General features: G+C 72.8%; 15 protein-coding genes. 10 read left to right on the forward strand and 5 right to left on the reverse strand.

All coding sequences use genetic code 11. The features are described 5' to 3' along the window. Positions 1–155: 155 nt before the first annotated feature. The 6 genes from AC2CJA_RS13090 to AC2CJA_RS13115 all read left to right on the forward strand — a co-directional run bounded on the left by AC2CJA_RS13090 (position 156) and on the right by AC2CJA_RS13115 (position 6,026). Positions 156–344: a hypothetical protein gene (locus AC2CJA_RS13090; RefSeq protein WP_241717083.1), complete on the forward strand. Its 189-nt coding sequence runs from the start codon at positions 156–158 to the stop codon at positions 342–344. Between the two features lie 178 nt (positions 345–522). Further along, on the forward strand, positions 523–933 hold the full coding sequence (locus tag AC2CJA_RS13095) for a BlaI/MecI/CopY family transcriptional regulator (protein WP_484602863.1): 411 nt from the start codon (positions 523–525) through the stop codon (positions 931–933). 10 nt (positions 934–943) lie between these two features. Continuing rightward, positions 944–1,471, forward strand: a complete 528-nt coding sequence (locus tag AC2CJA_RS13100) for an amino-acid N-acetyltransferase (protein WP_241717081.1) — start codon at positions 944–946, stop codon at positions 1,469–1,471. A 171-nt stretch (positions 1,472–1,642) separates the two neighbouring features. Continuing rightward, a complete protein-coding gene (locus AC2CJA_RS13105; protein WP_484602864.1) occupies positions 1,643–1,978 on the forward strand; it encodes a histone-like nucleoid-structuring protein Lsr2 in 336 nt (111 codons plus the stop codon). Positions 1,979–2,625: 647 nt separating this feature from the next. Then, positions 2,626–5,151 carry an ATP-dependent Clp protease ATP-binding subunit gene (locus AC2CJA_RS13110; RefSeq protein WP_484602865.1) on the forward strand — a complete coding sequence of 842 codons (2,526 nt, stop codon included), beginning with the start codon at positions 2,626–2,628 and terminating at the stop codon, positions 5,149–5,151. Between the two features lie 425 nt (positions 5,152–5,576). Next, positions 5,577–6,026, forward strand: coding sequence for a VOC family protein (locus tag AC2CJA_RS13115; protein ID WP_484602874.1), 450 nt, complete (start codon positions 5,577–5,579; stop codon positions 6,024–6,026). Between the two features lie 84 nt (positions 6,027–6,110). Here AC2CJA_RS13115 and AC2CJA_RS13120 read toward each other — a convergent pair whose 3' ends face one another. Then, on the reverse strand, positions 6,111–7,073 hold the full coding sequence (locus tag AC2CJA_RS13120; protein ID WP_484602866.1) for an HhH-GPD family protein: 963 nt from the start codon (positions 7,071–7,073) through the stop codon (positions 6,111–6,113). 148 nt (positions 7,074–7,221) lie between these two features. Continuing rightward, positions 7,222–7,875, reverse strand: coding sequence for a phosphatase PAP2 family protein (locus tag AC2CJA_RS13125; RefSeq protein WP_484602867.1), 654 nt, complete (start codon positions 7,873–7,875; stop codon positions 7,222–7,224). 227 nt (positions 7,876–8,102) lie between these two features. Between AC2CJA_RS13125 and AC2CJA_RS13130 the strand changes: the two genes are divergently transcribed. Continuing rightward, positions 8,103–8,912 (forward strand): hypothetical protein, encoded by an 810-nt coding sequence (locus tag AC2CJA_RS13130; protein ID WP_484602868.1) that lies wholly within the window; start codon positions 8,103–8,105, stop codon positions 8,910–8,912. A 94-nt stretch (positions 8,913–9,006) separates the two neighbouring features. On the opposite strand, the gene disA is transcribed toward AC2CJA_RS13130, so the two are convergent. Together disA and radA are read right to left on the reverse strand one after the other, a co-directional pair. Further along, positions 9,007–10,107: a DNA integrity scanning diadenylate cyclase DisA gene (disA, locus tag AC2CJA_RS13135; RefSeq protein ID WP_484602869.1), complete on the reverse strand. Its 1,101-nt coding sequence runs from the start codon at positions 10,105–10,107 to the stop codon at positions 9,007–9,009. A 60-nt stretch (positions 10,108–10,167) separates the two neighbouring features. Then, positions 10,168–11,610: a DNA repair protein RadA gene (gene radA, locus AC2CJA_RS13140; protein ID WP_484602870.1), complete on the reverse strand. Its 1,443-nt coding sequence runs from the start codon at positions 11,608–11,610 to the stop codon at positions 10,168–10,170. 243 nt (positions 11,611–11,853) lie between these two features. Between radA and AC2CJA_RS13145 the strand changes: the two genes are divergently transcribed. After that, positions 11,854–13,473 (forward strand): BACON domain-containing protein, encoded by a 1,620-nt coding sequence (locus AC2CJA_RS13145; RefSeq protein ID WP_484602871.1) that lies wholly within the window; start codon positions 11,854–11,856, stop codon positions 13,471–13,473. Positions 13,474–13,496: 23 nt separating this feature from the next. Here AC2CJA_RS13145 and AC2CJA_RS13150 read toward each other — a convergent pair whose 3' ends face one another. Beyond that, on the reverse strand, positions 13,497–14,303 hold the full coding sequence (locus AC2CJA_RS13150; protein ID WP_484602875.1) for a DUF3109 family protein: 807 nt from the start codon (positions 14,301–14,303) through the stop codon (positions 13,497–13,499). A gap of 165 nt (positions 14,304–14,468) precedes the next feature. Between AC2CJA_RS13150 and AC2CJA_RS13155 the strand changes: the two genes are divergently transcribed. After that, a complete protein-coding gene (locus AC2CJA_RS13155) occupies positions 14,469–15,410 on the forward strand; it encodes a Ppx/GppA family phosphatase (protein WP_484602872.1) in 942 nt (313 codons plus the stop codon). A 75-nt stretch (positions 15,411–15,485) separates the two neighbouring features. Continuing rightward, positions 15,486–16,310 (forward strand): sugar phosphate isomerase/epimerase family protein, encoded by an 825-nt coding sequence (locus tag AC2CJA_RS13160; protein WP_484602873.1) that lies wholly within the window; start codon positions 15,486–15,488, stop codon positions 16,308–16,310. Positions 16,311–16,358: the final 48 nt, after the last annotated feature.

Below are 16,358 nucleotides of genomic sequence, written 5' to 3' on the forward strand. Positions count from 1 at the left end.
GTCCCGGGCGTGCCGCCGGGTCCTCCCGGCCTGACGTACGGCACGCCCGCGCTCCCCGGCCGCCCGGCGCACGGGACCGGGCGCCCGGGTCCCGCGGGCGCCCGGCGGAGCCGCCGGTACGCTGGAGGTCCGGTATCCAAGGAGGCTGATCCGGCATGGAGTACATCGCCGCACTCACCCCGTCCGTGGTGATGGCCGTGGCCTTCACCGCCCTCATCGTGACGATCGTCAGGAGCCAGGGCGGTGCCAACAAGTCCAAGGAGGACGCCGCGGTGGACAGCGCCCTGGCGCGGGCCGAGGCCGCGCGTGCCGCGTCGCCGGCCGACGGAGCGCCCGGGCGCTAGGCGCTGGGCCCGGGCGCCCGGGCACCAGGCGGCGCACCGGCGGCGCGCATCGCCGGATGCCGCGGGGGCGCGGGGGCGCACACGGGGAAGTCCGCTTCCCGGTGTGCGCTCCTATTTGTTTGTCCTAAGGACAAAACAAAGTGCTCGATGCCGTTCATATGCGGCTATCGTTCCTGGTGTGCCTCGGCCACTGGGAGAGCTGGAAGACGCGGTGATGACGCGGGTATGGCAGTGGAACCGCCCGGTCACGGTGAGAGAAGTGCTCGACGACCTCCGGCGCGAACGGCCGATCGCCTACACCACGGTCATGACCGTAATGGACAACCTGCGGGAGAAGGGCTGGCTGCGGCGAGAGCGCGAGGGCCGGGCCTATCGATATGAAGCCGTCTCCACCCGGGCCGCCTACTCCGCGGCACTCATGAACGAAGCCTGGGCGGCGAGCGACAACCCCGCGGCGGCACTGGTGGCCTTCTTCGGGATGATGTCGCCGGAACAGACGGAAGCGCTGCGGGACGCCTTGCGCGTCGCGCATCCCGACGACACGCGCCCCGGCGCCCCCGCCGGTGGCCGCGGTTCTCCGGAGCGATAGCGTCCCCGGCATGTCAGAAGCCGTGAACCCGGTAAGCGAGGTCACCGTCCGCAGGGCGAGAACCAGTGATGTGCGCACCGTGCGCCGTCTCATCGACGCCTACGCGTGCGACCGTATCCTCCTGGACAAAGCGACGGTGACGCTTTACGAGGACATCCAGGAGTTCTGGGTCGCCGAACGCGACCACGACGGCGAGGTCGTCGCCTGCGGTGCCCTCCATGTGATGTGGGAGGACCTGGCCGAGGTCCGCACGCTCGCTGTCGACCCGGCGCTCAGGGGCACGGGAGTGGGCCACCTGGTACTGGAGAAGTTGCTGCAGACCGCGCGCCGGCTGGGAGTCCGGCGCATTTTCTGCCTCACCTTCGAAGTGGACTTCTTCGCCCGGCACGGCTTCACCGAGATCGGCGAGACGCCGGTGGACGGGGACGTCTACAGCGAGCTGCTGCGTTCCTATGACGAAGGTGTGGCCGAGTTCCTGGGGCTCGAACGAGTGAAACCCAACACCTTGGGTAACACGCGGATGCTGCTGCACCTATGAGACGCATGCTTCCTGTGCCCTATGTCCGAAAGATCCCCTCAATCCCGCCGGACCTGCACGGCAATGTTCCCGGAGGGTTTGTGTTTTCCCGGGAAAAGCGGTTTGCTTTCACCGTCAGTATCAGTAATCGGTTTTCGGTGACTGACCACACACGACGAATGGGAGTAACCGGTGGCGCAGAAGGTTCAGGTCCTTCTTGTCGACGACATCGACGGCGGTGAGGCCGACGAGACCGTGACGTTCGCTCTCGACGGCAAGACATACGAGATCGACCTCACCACCGCCAACGCGGACAAGCTCCGCGGTCTGCTGGAGCCTTACCTCAGGAACGGTCGTCGTACCGGTGGCCGTTCGGCTCGCGGCAAGTCCCGCCCTTCCGCCACCGGCGGCGGAAGTCAGGACACCGCGAAGATCCGCGCCTGGGCGAAGGAGAACGGCTACGAGGTCAACGACCGCGGCCGTGTCCCCGCCAACATTCGCGAGGCCTACGAGAAGGCGAACGCCTGAGTCGCGCGGGCGAGTCGCGTGCGGCGGTACCCCGTCGCCGTCGCCGCCGCGCCCACCGGGCCGGAGGGCCGGCGACACCCGCGGGGCCTGTGAGACCGGCCTCGTACCCCGTCCGGGAGGCCGCAGCCGTACGGCGGTCTCCCGGGGACGTACGCGGTCGGCCCGCGCGCCGGTCACGCAGGGTGTCGCCCCGCTACTCCGAGTACCGGTCGGGCGAGTGGGAAAAGTGCGGTGCGCCACGCAAGGGTGTTCGCCAGTAGCGGATGCACCCGCCCCACCCGGCATGGACTGTCGGTGTCCCGGGGTAAGAAGTCGGGTGAAGAAATCCCATGTGGAACGGGGGTGCGGCACCGGCGATGGAGCGGTGGACGGCGCGGCGGCCCAGGGGCGTTCGCCGTCGGCGTAGCGGAAGCGGGCGGATATGTCTGGCCTGCGGGAACATCGTCTCGCACCATCGGGTTGGAACTGTTGTCGGCTGTTCGGGACGAGGGCGAGAGGTAACGGGCTCTCCTCCCCGCCAGCGCGGGAGCGATCCGGACGGGTGTCGGCAGTTGGAATGAGCGGTCCCCGCTTGCGGGACTAAGCTGCGGAAGGACAGGGAGGGGACCGACCCCTTACTGCCTGACCGCTCTGAGGAGCGATTAACGATGTTCGAGAGGTTCACCGACCGCGCGCGGCGGGTTGTCGTCCTGGCTCAGGAAGAAGCCCGGATGCTCAACCACAACTACATCGGCACCGAGCACATCCTCCTGGGCCTGATCCACGAGGGTGAGGGTGTCGCCGCTAAGGCACTGGAGAGCCTCGGGATTTCGCTCGAGGCGGTCCGCCAGCAGGTGGAGGAGATCATCGGCCAGGGTCAGCAGGCCCCGTCCGGCCACATCCCCTTCACTCCCCGTGCCAAGAAGGTCCTGGAGCTGTCACTCCGTGAGGCCCTTCAGCTCGGCCACAACTACATCGGCACCGAGCACATCCTGCTCGGCCTGATCCGCGAGGGCGAGGGCGTCGCCGCCCAGGTCCTCGTCAAGCTCGGCGCCGATCTCAACCGGGTGCGGCAGCAGGTCATCCAGCTGCTCTCCGGCTACTCCGGCGGCAAGGAGGCGGCCACCGCGGGCGGCCCCGCCGAGGGCACCCCCTCGACCTCCCTGGTGCTGGACCAGTTCGGCCGCAATCTCACCCAGGCGGCCCGCGAGTCCAAGCTCGACCCGGTCATCGGGCGCGAGAAGGAGATCGAGCGGGTCATGCAGGTGCTGTCCCGCCGCACCAAGAACAACCCGGTCCTCATCGGCGAGCCCGGCGTCGGCAAGACGGCGGTCGTCGAGGGCCTGGCCCAGGCCATCGTCAAGGGCGAGGTGCCCGAGACACTCAAGGACAAGCACCTGTACACGCTGGACCTGGGCGCCCTGGTCGCCGGGTCCCGCTACCGCGGTGACTTCGAGGAGCGCCTGAAGAAGGTCCTCAAGGAGATCCGCACCCGCGGCGACATCATCCTGTTCATCGACGAGCTCCACACCCTGGTGGGTGCGGGCGCCGCCGAGGGCGCGATCGACGCCGCCAGCATCCTCAAGCCGATGCTGGCCCGCGGGGAGCTCCAGACCATCGGCGCGACGACGCTGGACGAGTACCGCAAGCACCTGGAGAAGGACGCGGCCCTGGAGCGCCGCTTCCAGCCGATCCAGGTCGCCGAGCCGTCGCTGCCGCACACCATCGAGATCCTCAAGGGTCTGCGCGACCGCTACGAGGCGCACCACCGGGTGTCCATCACGGACGCCGCCCTGGTGGCCGCCGCGCAGCTCGCCGACCGGTACATCTCGGACCGCTTCCTGCCGGACAAGGCGATCGACCTGATCGACGAGGCCGGCTCCCGGATGCGCATCCGCCGGATGACCGCACCGCCGGACCTGCGCGAGTTCGACGAGAAGATCGCGAACGTGCGCCGGGAGAAGGAGTCCGCGATCGACTCGCAGGACTTCGAGAAGGCGGCCTCCCTCCGCGACACCGAGAAGCAGCTCCTGGCTGCCAAGGCCAAGCGGGAGAAGGAATGGAAGGCCGGCGACATGGACGTCGTCGCCGAGGTCGACGAGGAGCTGATCGCCGAGGTCCTGGCCACCGCCACGGGCATCCCGGTCTTCAAGCTCACCGAGGAGGAGTCCTCCCGCCTGCTGCGCATGGAGGACGAGCTGCACAAGCGCGTCATCGGGCAGGAGGACGCCATCAAGGCGCTCTCCCAGGCCATCCGCCGTACCAGGGCCGGACTGAAGGACCCCAAGCGCCCCGGTGGCTCGTTCATCTTCGCCGGCCCCTCCGGCGTCGGTAAGACCGAGCTGTCCAAGACGCTGGCGGAGTTCCTCTTCGGCGACGAGGACGCGCTGATCTCCCTCGACATGTCGGAGTTCAGCGAGAAGCACACCGTCTCGCGGCTCTTCGGCTCGCCCCCCGGTTACGTGGGGTACGAGGAGGGCGGCCAGCTCACGGAGAAGGTCCGCCGCAAGCCGTTCTCGGTCGTCCTGTTCGACGAGGTCGAGAAGGCCCACCCGGACATCTTCAACTCGCTGCTGCAGATCCTGGAGGACGGTCGCCTGACCGACTCCCAGGGCCGGGTCGTGGACTTCAAGAACACCGTCATCATCATGACGACCAACCTCGGCACCCGGGACATCTCCAAGGGCTTCAACCTGGGCTTCGCCGCCCAGGGCGACGTCAAGACCGGCTACGAGCGGATGAAGAACAAGGTCAACGAGGAGCTCAAGCAGCACTTCCGGCCCGAGTTCCTCAACCGCGTCGACGACACCGTCGTCTTCCACCAGCTGACCGAGGAAGACATCATCCGGATCGTCGACCTCATGGTCGCCAAGGTGGACGAGCGGCTCAAGGACCGCGACATGGGCATCGAGCTCAGCGGTGACGCCAAGAAGCTGCTCGCCAAGAAGGGCTACGACCCCGTCCTGGGCGCCCGGCCGCTGCGCCGGACGATCCAGCGGGAGATCGAGGACGTGCTCTCGGAGAAGATCCTCTTCGGCGAGCTGCGCCCCGGTCACATCGTGGTCGTCGACACCGAGGACGACGGCGAGGCGAAGAAGTTCACCTTCCGCGGCGAGGAGAAGTCGGCCCTGCCGGACGCCCCTCCGGTGGAGTCCGCGGCGGGCGGCGGCCCGAACCTCTCCAAGGAGGCCTGAGGCGCCGGCGAGCCGCGCACCGGCCACACGGGCGCGGCCCGGGACCGTACGACGGTCCCGGGCCGCGCCCGTACGCGTGAGGTCTTCCGCGCGGAAGGCCGGGCTCAGCGCGCGATGATCCGGATGTCCTCCCGGACCCCGCCGACCCGGGGCAGCCGCGGGTTCACCCGGATGGTGTGCGGACGGGGGAAGGCGCTCAGCCACTCCATGCCGGCCCGAGGTCGTAGGCGAGCCACAGACGCGTCGGCCGGCCGCGCACCGTAGGCCGGGCCAACTCTCCTGGGACGTAAGGGGTTTCGTGGACCAAGCCGTGGTGCCGCGCCGTACGGTGGACGGAGCGCCGCACACGGCGCGATCCTGGAGGGCCGGGCCGGTGGGCGCGCTGCCCACGGTGGGACCGCGAGTCCGCGACCATGGGAGGCACCGTGATCAAGGGTCTGGCCGCAGCCACCGTCTGGTCCACCGACCAGGAGCGGGACCTGAGGTTCTTCACCGAGAAGCTCGGCTTCGAGGTGCGCGGCGAAGTCATCGAGGACGGAACGCGCAGGATCACCGTCGGGACCAGGGACCAGCCGGACGTCGGGCTGACGCTGGTGCCGACCCACGGCCCCGGCATCGACCCCCGGTCGGCCGAGGCGCTGGCCGGGCTGGTCCGCCGGGGAGTCCTGGGGGCGGGCGTGCTGCGGACGGACGACTGCCGCTCCGCGTACGAGCGGCTGGTGGAACGGGGTGTGGAGTTCCTCCAGGAGCCGCGAGAGGGACCGAATGGCACCGAGGCGGTCTTCCGGGACGAGTCCGGCAACCGGTACTCGCTGGCCGAGGAGCGCGTGAGCGGACCGACCCTGAGCCGGGAGTGGTCGGAGGTCTGCGACTGACCCGTGCCCGGGCACGTCCCGCCGCGGCGCGCGGTGCGGGTACGGGGTGGACGGGGGGGGGGGGCCCGGCCGCCCCACCCCGTCTCACAGGGCCGGGCCCCGGCCCTGGGGCAGCCGGTAGACGCCGTTCTCCAGCGGTTCGACCAGCCCGTCCGCGACCAGCCCGTCCAGCGCGCGCGCCCGCTGCACCGGCTCGTCCCACACCGCGTCCAGCGCGGCCTGCGGTACCGGCCCCACCGTCTCGCGCAGCACGGCCAGCAGCCTGCCGCGCACCTGGCGGTCGGTGCCCGCGTAGCTCTGCCCGCGGCGCGGCGGACCGTCGTGCGCGGGCGAGCCGGCGCGGCGCCAGGCGCACAGGTCCAGGATCGGGCAGTTCTCGCAGTCCGGCTTGCGGGCCGTGCACACCAGGGCGCCCAGCTCCATCGTGGCCGCCGCCCAGCGCGCCGCCGTCGCCTCCTCCTCGGGGAGGACGGCCCGGGCGAGTCTGCGCTCGGCGGCGGTGGTGGCGGTCGGGGGGAACTCGCGGCCGCCGAAGGCGCGGGCGAAGACCCGCCGGACGTTGGTGTCCAGCACCGCGTGCCGCTGCCCGTAGGCGAAGGAGGCCACGGCCGCGGCCGTGTACTCGCCCACACCGGGCAGCGCCAGGAGTTGCGCGTGCTCCTTGGGCACGTCGCCGCCGTGCCGCTCCGTTATGGCGGCGGCGGCGCCGTGCAGCCGCAGGGCCCGGCGGGGGTAGCCCAGCCGGCCCCAGGCACGCACCGCCTCGCCGGGTGGCTCGGCGGCCAGGTCGGCGGGGCGCGGCCAGCGGGCGAGCCACTGCTCGTACACGGGCAGCACCCGGCTGACCGGTGTCTGCTGGAGCATGAACTCGCTGACCATCACGCCCCAGGCGCCCGCCTCGGGGCGGCGCCAGGGCAGGTCGCGAGCGTGCTCGCCGAACCAGTCGATGACCGGTCCGTGGAGATCGGAGGGGGCGGGGGAGTCGGGGGGACGGAGGCCGGTCGTGGTCGGACCGGTGGCGCTGTGCTCGGATGTGGTCGCAGTCATGGCGTCTCCGATCCTGACACGGAGGGGCGCGGCAGCGAAGCGGTCCGCGCCGATGGAGGGCAGGCACCACCCGTCCCGATGTGCCCCTTTCGTCCGAGGGGAGTGGAAACCGGCTTCCGGCGGGGGTGGGGCCGGCGGCGACCATCGCCTACGAGGCGGGGCTGGTGTAGCCGAGTCTGGCCCGTACCCGGCCCGTCAGCGCGGTCGCCGGTCCCGCGGCCGACCAGGTCACCAGCAGTACCGCGGCCGTGCCCAGCAGCGCGCCAGCCGCCACGTCGTGCGGGTAGTGCACCCCGAGGAACACCCGGGAGAACGCCGTCAGCACCGCCAGCGGCAGCACCAGCCAGGCCATCGCCCGCCAGACGAGTACGACGGTCACCGCCGCGGCGGCGGCGATGGTGGCGTGGTTGCTGGGAAAGGACCAGTCGCCCGGCTCCGGGCAGGGGACGATCGGGGTCGGCGCGTCCGGCACGGCCCGGCACGGCCGCTCCTCGCGTACGACCAGCTTGGCGATCTCGCTGAGGCCGTACGCCGCCGCCACCGCCGTCCCGCCCAGCAGGGCCCGCGCCAGGACCCCGGGCTCGGCGTGCCGGACCCGCCAGCACGCCGCCGCCAGCAGCGCGGCGAGGACCAGCAGCCCGCCCTCGGTGCCGTACCCGGCGAGCGAGTGCACCCAGCCCGGCGTGTCGTGCGCGAAGTCGGTGACGTACCGGTAGAGGTCGCTGTGGAGGCCGTCCGGGGAGGGGCCCCGGGAAGCGTCCGGGGGAGAGCCGGGGGGATCGCTTCGAAGATCACTGCTCATGCGTGAACGGTACGAAAAGGAATCGCTCCATCACTCTCCGCGATGGCCGGGTGTCGCCCCTGGCGATCGTCAGGCTTCACCGGATCGTTCATCATAAAAGTTGGTCTTCGGCGCGGCGGGTAAGACCGTATGGGCCACATGATGTCTCGTAAGGTTTGCGCGTGGGATCTCTGCGCAATCCGGTTGGGCCCCTTCCCTCCTCCATCTACTGGAGGCGAAGGGCGGTCGTGCTTGCGCTCCTGCTGGTCCTGACAGTGCTCGCCGTATGGGCCGTCAGGTCCGGAGAGCCGGGCGGGGACGACGGGAGTGACCAGGGCGGGAAGCGGGGCGGCGGTGAGGTGCCGGGCACCATCACGCCCGGACCGTCCTCGTCCGAATCCCTGATCAGCCGACGCCCCGGCGGGCGCGAGGAGTCCGACGGGGGCTCGGGCGGGTCCGGAGGTCCGGGCGGCGACGACGGCACGGAGGGCGCCGGCGGCGCGGGGTCCGGAGGCGGAGGCTCGGACGGCGAGGGCGAAGGCGGCGCGAACGGTTCCGGTTCGGGCGGTTCGGGAGTGCCGGGCGCCGGAGGGGCCGGCGGCTCCGCAGGTGTCGTCCCGGGCGGGATCGAGGCCGTGCCGGCCGACTCCACCCTCCCCGACTGCCGCCCCGGCTCGGTCGAGGTGACGCTGCGCAGCGAGGAGAACCGGTACGCGCCCGGTGAGGAGCCCGTCTTCCGGCTGACCGTGCGGAACGAGGGCGGCGGCGCCTGCAAGGTCGACTTCGGCACCGGCGCCACGACCCTCACCATCGTCGAGACCGAGGACGGTGACGAGACGGTCTGGAAGTCCGAGCACTGCCCGAAGGGCGCCCGCTCGGCCCTCTACAAGGTCCCGGTGGGTGGTACGGCCGTCCGCACCCTGGAGTGGAACCGCAGGCACAGCACGCCCGAATGCGGTACGCCGGGCACCGAGGCCGAGGCCGGCACCTATCTGGTCGAGGCCGAGGTGAAGGGCCTGGAGAAGAAGCGCACCACGTTCGTCCTCGCCAAGGACTGAACCGTGGAGTGAGCCGGGACCGAACCCTCCGTGCCGCGGCCCGGGCGGGCCGGATCCGGCAGGGCCACCGAGCCCGGCGGCCCTGCCGGACGCGTCAGACGTACCGCTCCAGGATCGACGACTCCGCCAGCCGCGACAGGCCCTCGCGGACCGACCTGGCCCGCGCCTCGCCCACGCCGTCGACGGTCTGCAGGTCGTCCACGCTCGCGGCCAGCAGCTTCTGCAGCCCGCCGAAGTGCTCGACCAGCCGCTCTATCACGGCGTTCGGCAGCCGCGGGACCTTCGCCAGCAGGCGGTAACCGCGCGGCGAGACGGCGGAGTCCAGCGTCTCCGGCGACCCGCTGTACCCCAGCGCCTTGGCCACCGTGGGCAGTTCGAGCAGCTCGGTGTGGGTCAGCCTGTCCAGCTCGGCCAGCGCCTCGGTGACGGTGCGGGACCGCCTGGCGGTCGGCTCGGGCACGTAGTCGCGGGCGACCAGCTCGCGCTCGGGCTCCACGCCCGCGATCAGCTCGTCGAGCTGGAGGGAGAGCAGCCGCCCGTCCGTGCCCAGCTCCACCACGTACTCGGCGATCTCCGTGGCGATCCGCCGCACCATCTCCAGCCGCTGCGACACCGCCGAGACGTCCCGGACCGTCACCAGGTCCTCGATCTCCAGCGCGGAGAGCGTGCCCGCCACCTCGTCCAGGCGCAGCTTGTACCGCTCCAGCGTCGCCAGCGCCTGGTTGGCCCGGGACAGGATCGCCGCCGAGTCCTCCAGCACGCGCCGCTGACCGTCCACGTACAGCGCGATCAGCCGCATCGACTGGCTCACCGACACCACCGGGAAGCCCGTCTGGATCGACACCCGCTGCGCGGTGCGGTGCCGGGTGCCCGTCTCCTCCGTCGGGATCGAGGCGTCCGGCACGAGCTGCACTCCCGCCCGCACGATCTTGGTGATGTCCCTGTCGAGGATCAGCGCACCGTCCAGCTTGCACAGCTCGCGCAGTCGCGTCGCGCTGAACTCCACGTCCAGTACGAAACCGCCCGAGCACAGGGTCTCGACGGTCCTGTCCATGCCCAGGACGATGAGCCCGCCGGTGTTCCCCCGCAGGACGCGCTCCAGGCCGTCGCGCAGGGCCGTACCGGGCGCGACCGCGCTCAGTGAGGCGCGCAACAGGCTGTCGGCGCCGGTTGCTGCCCGGTCGTTGGCTGCCACGGCACTCCTTCGGGTCATGCGTACGTACGGGCGAGACCAGGGCAAAGTCTACCGGCGGTGTCAGCCCTCGTGTGGCGTGCTCCGGTCGGTTCCGTCGCCGTCGGGCCGTTCGGAGCGGCCGGACCGCGACGGCCGGGCGGGCAGGACCCGCAGCGCCTCGCCTATGTCGGCGACCTCCCGCACCCGCATTCCCGACGGCACCCTGCCCGGATCGGTGGGCACCAGGGCGTGGGTGAAGCCCAGCCGCGCGGCCTCCGCCAGGCGCCGCTGCACACCCGTCACCCGCCTGACCTCGCCCGCCAGCCCCACCTCGCCGATGGCCACCAGGTTCTTCGGAAGAGGTGTGTCGCTGGCGGCGCTGGCCAGCGCGAGCGCCATCGCCAGGTCCGCCGCCGGCTCGGACAGCCGCACCCCGCCGACGGTGGCGGTGTAGACGTCCCGCTTGCCCAGCGCGTTGATCCGTCCCCGCTGCTCCAGAACGGCCAGCATCATCGACACGCGCGAGGTCTCCAGTCCGGAAGTGGTGCGCCGGGGGGAGGGGATCTGGGAGTCCACCGTCAGCGACTGCACCTCGGCCACCAGCGGACGGCGGCCTTCCAGTGTGACGGTCAGACAGGTGCCGGGCACGGGTTCGTCCCGGCGTGTGAGGAAGAGGCCCGACGGGTCGGCCAGGCCGGTGATGCCCTCGTCGTGCAGCTCGAAGCAGCCCACCTCGTCGGTGGCGCCGTAGCGGTTCTTCACACCACGCACCAGCCGCAGCCGGGCGTGCCGGTCGCCCTCGAACTGCAGGACCACGTCCACCAGGTGCTCCAGCAGGCGCGGGCCGGCGATGGCGCCGTCCTTGGTGACGTGGCCCACCAGCAGCGTGGACATCCCGCGCTCCTTGGAGGCCCGGATCAGCGCCCCGGCCACCTCCCGCACCTGCGCCATGCCGCCGGGCGCACCATCGATCTCCGGGGAGGCGACCGTCTGCACCGAGTCCAGGACGAGCAGCGAGGGCTTCACCTCGTCCAGATGCCCCAGGACGGCCGACAGGTCCGTCTCGGCCGCCAGGTACAGGTGGTCGCTGATCGCTCCGATCCGGTCCGCCCGCAGCCGCACCTGCCCGGCCGACTCCTCGCCGGTGACGTAGAGGGTGCGGCGGTCGGCGTCGGCCGCCTTGGCCGCGACGTCCAGCAGGAGCGTGGACTTGCCCACCCCCGGCTCACCCGCCAGCAGCACCACCGCACCCGGCACCAGCCCGCCGCCCAGCACCCTGTCCAGCTCGGGCACGCCCGTGCTGCGCGCGGTGGCCACCTGCCCGTTCACCTGGCCGATGGGCAGCGCGGGGGACGAGACCCGGCCGGGCGCGGTGGTGCGGACGGCCGGGGTGCCGCCGGTCTCCTCGACGGTGCCCCAGGCGTGGCACTCCGGGCAGCGGCCGAGCCACTTGGCGGTGGTGTAGCCGCACTCGGTGCAGCGGTGGGCGGGGCGGTCCTTGGCGGACGACTTGCGGGCAGCCATGGGCCTCACGGTAACCGGAGCCTGTGACAGCCGGGCTCCGGCGGGCGCGGTACGGGCGGGAGGCGGACACGAGGCGGGGGACGGGCGGACGCCATGAGGCCCGGGCCCCGTGCGCCCTCGCGCACCCCCCGCCCTCCACCGCTGAGCGTTTGTGCGTTTTACCGCAGATCGTCACCCGTAAGGGTTAAACCCGCGCAAGCATCACCAGTGATGCCCGGCCTTCCGCCTACGGTCGGCTGGGTGATGAGCACTCGGCGCGAGCACCCCACGCACACCACCGGTGTACACCGGGCGCACCGTGGCACGCACCGCGCCGCGGCCCGGCCGCCGGCGCCCGTCGACCCCTACCGGGACCACCTGGACGGGCTGTTCACCTACTGCCTGTCCGTCATGTGCGAGCACGAGGCGGCCATCGCCGTCCTCGGCGAGGCCCTGGCCGTCGCCGAGCGGCAGCGCCGCCGCGGCCGCACCCCCGCCGACACGGCGCTGCACCGGCCCTGGCTGTACGCGCTGGTCCGCTGGTCCTGCCTGCGGCTCCTGGCCGAGCGGAAGGGCGTGCGCCCCGAGCCCCCGGAGCTCCCCGGCCCCCTGGCCACCGCGCGCCGCCGCGAACTGGCCGCACTCGCCTGGCCGGAGGCCGCAGGCACCGGCCCCGAGCAGCGCGAGGCCCTGGAGCTGGCCGTACGCCACCACCTGCCGGTCCACGAGGTCGCCGCGGTCCTCGGCACGGACCACGACGGCACCGAGCTGCTGCTGTCCAGCGCCGCCTGCGAGGTGGAACGCACCCGCACCGCGCTCGCCGTCGTCGAACGGGGCGGCTGCCCGGCCGTCGCCCGGCTCGCCGGGGACCGGGAGGTGCTGCTGGGCAGCGCGCTCCGCCGGGAGCTGGTGCGGCACGTGGACGAGTGCCCCGAGTGCCGCCGCACCGCCGAACGGGTGCTGGCGGGCGGGCCGTGGCCCGGCACCGCCCCCGCGGACGTCGGCGCGCTCACCGTGCTGCCCGCCCCGCGCGCGGAGGTGCACGCCTCAATGCTCGCCGCGCAGCGTGCGCGGGCCCAGCACACCCCGCGCTTCGACCGGCGTGGTTTCCCCGTCGCCAGCCGGAACCGCGCCGAGCGCTTCGACCGGCTGCGCAGCCGCGCGGTGACCACCACGGTCGTCGCCACCGTCGTCGCCGCGCCGCTGCTGGCGCTGTGGGCGGCGTACCGCGGTGCGCCACTGGCGGAGGGCGGCCCGGGCGGCGTCACCGTCTCGGCCTCCGAGCGGCAGGATCCGGGCGGTCCGTACGGCGGCCCCCGGGGCGACGAGGGCCGGGCGGGGGGCGCCGGAGCCTCCCGGGACGGGCTCGGCGTCCGCGTCGACGTGGCGGGCGCGGACGGCGTGGAAGGGCCGGGTACCTCGTCCTCCGGCACGGACCGCGCGGACGGGGAGGGCCCGCCGCGCGGGGACGCCGACACGGGACCGGGCCGGCTGACGGTCGAGGCCCGGCCGTCCGGGGGCGCCACCGTCGTCACCCTCGTCGCCTCCGGCGGATCCCCGGTCGACTGGACGGCCTCCGCGGACGCCCCCTGGCTGCGGTTGGACCGCACGTACGGGACGCTGCGGCCCGGTGGATCCGCCGCGTTCACCGTCACCGTGGACCGGTCGCGGGAGCCGGCGGGCGCGTGGACCGCGCGGATCTCGATCGCCCCGGCGGAGGCGGTGATCACCCTCCGGGGGCACGGCGCCGCGGTGCCCGCCGAACCGCGCCCCTCCGAGCCTCCGGAGCCGGAGCCGCCCGCACCCGAACCGACGGCCTCCGAGCCGCCGTCGAGCACGCCCGCGCCGGAGCCCGCACAGCCCCCGGCGGGGCAGCCGGACTAGAGCCCGCGCCGCACCGGAGCCGTTCACCCGGGCATCGTGTGCCCCGGCTCCGCGTGCCCCGGTTCGGTGCGCCCCGCGGACCGTCCCGCGGCACCCGCGGCGGCTCCACCGGCGGGCCCGTCCGCCGGATGCGGCGCCACCAGCGGCAACTGCGCCGCCAGCCGCTCCTCGCACAGCTCGGCCAGTCGCGCGTACCCGGCCGGACCCATCAGCTCCGTCAGTTCCGGCCGGTACGAGACGTACACCGGCTCGCCGGCCCCGTGCGCCGACGGCGCGCCGGTGCACCACCAGTGCAGGTCGTGCCCGCCCGGCCCCCAGCCGCGGCGGTCGTACTCGCCGATCGACACGTACAGCCGCTGCTCACCGTCCGGCAGCTCCACCCATTCGAACGTCCGCCGGACCGGCAGCTGCCAGCACACGTCCGGCTTGGTCTCCAGCGGCTCCCGGCCCTCCCGCAGGGCCATCGTGTGCAGCGCGCAGCCGATGCCGCCGGAGAAGCCGGGGCGGTTGAGGAAGATGCACGCGCCCCGGTACAGCCGCGTCTGGCGCTCGCCGTCCTCGTTCACCTCGGTCCAGCCGCGCCCGGAGGAGCCCTCCGCGTGGAACTGCCAGCTCTCGGGCGTGAGGCGCGCCACGTGCGCCGCGACGCGCTCCTCGTCGTCCTCGTCCGAGAAGTGCGCGCCCAGTGTGCAGCAGCCGTCGCTCGCGCGCCCCGCGCTGATGCCCTGGCACCCCTGGCCGAAGACGCAGCCCCAGCGGGAGGTCAGCCAGGTCAGGTCGCACCGGAACACCTGCTCGTCGTCCGCCGGGTCCGGGAACTCCACCCACATCCGGGCGTGGTCCAGCTCCACCTCCTCGCCCGCCGCCCGCCGCCGCTCTCCGCCCGTGTTCGCCTCTTTGTCCGGCTCAACCGTTTTCGTCTTCGCCACGTCCCCAGGGTATGCACCACGGGGCGGGCTCCGGACCACCGTCCTGCCGCAGTAGCGTGGCCCCCCATGAGACTCGGTGTCCTCGACGTGGGTTCCAACACCGTTCACCTGCTGGTGGTGGACGCACACCGGGGTGCCCGCCCCCTGCCCGCCTACTCCCACAAGGCGGAACTGCGCCTGGCCGAACTCCTCGACGAGGACGGCTCCATAAACCCGGCCGGAGTGGAGAAGCTCGCCGCGACCGTCCGCGAGGCGATGGTCGTCGCCGAGGACAAGGGCGTGGAGGACCTGCTGCCGTTCGCCACCTCGGCCGTACGGGACGCCGCCAACGCCGACCACGTGCTGGAGCGGGTCGCCGACGGGACGGGCGTGGAGCTGAAGGTGCTCTCCGGCGAGGACGAGGCCCGGCTGACCTTTCTCGCCGCCCGCCGCTGGTTCGGCTGGTCGGCCGGACGGCTGCTGCTCCTGGACATCGGCGGCGGCTCGCTGGAGATCGCGTACGGCATCGACGAGCAGCCCGACGCCGCCTCCTCGCTGCCGCTGGGTGCAGGCCGGCTCACGGGCTCCTGGCTGCCCGGCGATCCGCCCGACCCCGCCGACGTCCGCACGCTGCGCCGCCATGTGCGGCACGAGATCGCCCGGGTCGTCGGGGACTTCAGCAGGCTGAGCGCCCCCGACCACGTGGTGGCCACCTCCAAGACCTTCAAGCAGCTCGCCCGGCTGGCGGGCGCCCCCCGTTCCGCCGAGGGCCCCTACGCACAGCGCGAGCTGGTACGCGCGTCGCTGGAGGAGTGGGTGCCCAGGCTGGCCGCCATGCCGGCGGCCGAACGCGCCGCTCTTCCCGGAGTCTCCGAGGGCCGGGCCAGACAGCTGCTGGCGGGAGCGCTGGTGGCGGAGGGCGCCATGGACCTGTTCGGCGTGGAGCGGCTGGAGATCTGTCCCTGGGCGCTGCGCGAGGGCGTCATCCTGCGCCGCCTGGACGCCCTGTCCGGCAACGGGAACCCGTGACCTTCCCCACACACCGCCCCGCGGGCCCCGCGACGGCCCCCGTAACGCACCCCCGGCCGCCGTAGGCTGTTGTGCGTGGTCGATCCAGCGCTGTCCCCCCCGGCACCGAAGGTCGCCCTCTCCACGGCCTCCGTCTACCCGGAGACCACGGCGACGGCCTTCGAGATCGCCGCACGCCTCGGCTACGACGGGGTGGAGGTGATGGTGTGGACCGATCCGGTCAGTCAGGACGTCGAGGCGCTGCGCAGGCTCTCCGACTTCCACGGCGTCCCGATCCTCGCCGTCCACGCACCCTGCCTGCTGATCACCCAGCGCGTGTGGTCCAAGGACCCCTGGACCAAGCTCCAGCGCTCCCGCGAGGCCGCCGAGAAGCTGGGCGCGAGCACGGTCGTGGTGCACCCGCCGTTCCGCTGGCAGCGTTCCTACGCCCGGGAGTTCATCCGCGGCGTGTGGCGGATGGCGGACGAGACCGACGTCCGCTTCGCCGTCGAGAACATGTACCCCTGGCGCTACCGCGACCGCGAGATGCTCGCCTACGCCCCCGCCTGGGACCCGACCGAGGACGACCACCGCCACTTCACCCTCGACCTCTCCCACACCGCCACCGCCCGCAACGACACCCTGGCGATGGTGGACCGCATGGGCGATCGCCTGGCGCACATCCACATCGCCGACGGCACCGACTCCGCCAAGGACGAGCACCTCGTCCCCGGGCGCGGCGACCAGCCGTGCGCGGAGGTCCTGGAGCGCCTGGCGGCGGGCGGCTTCGACGGGCACGTGGTGGTCGAGGTCAACACCCGCCGGGCGATGTCGTCGGCCGAGCGCGAGGCGGACCTCGCCGAGGCGCTGGCCTTCACCCGCCGCCACCTGGCCTCCGTACCCCGGAAGACCGGCCCGTGAGCGGACGGGACGCCGGCGCCCCCCGCGCGCCGCCGCGGACGCCCCGCC

The sequence above is a fragment of the Streptomyces sp. ATLC9 genome, assembly GCF_057196705.1.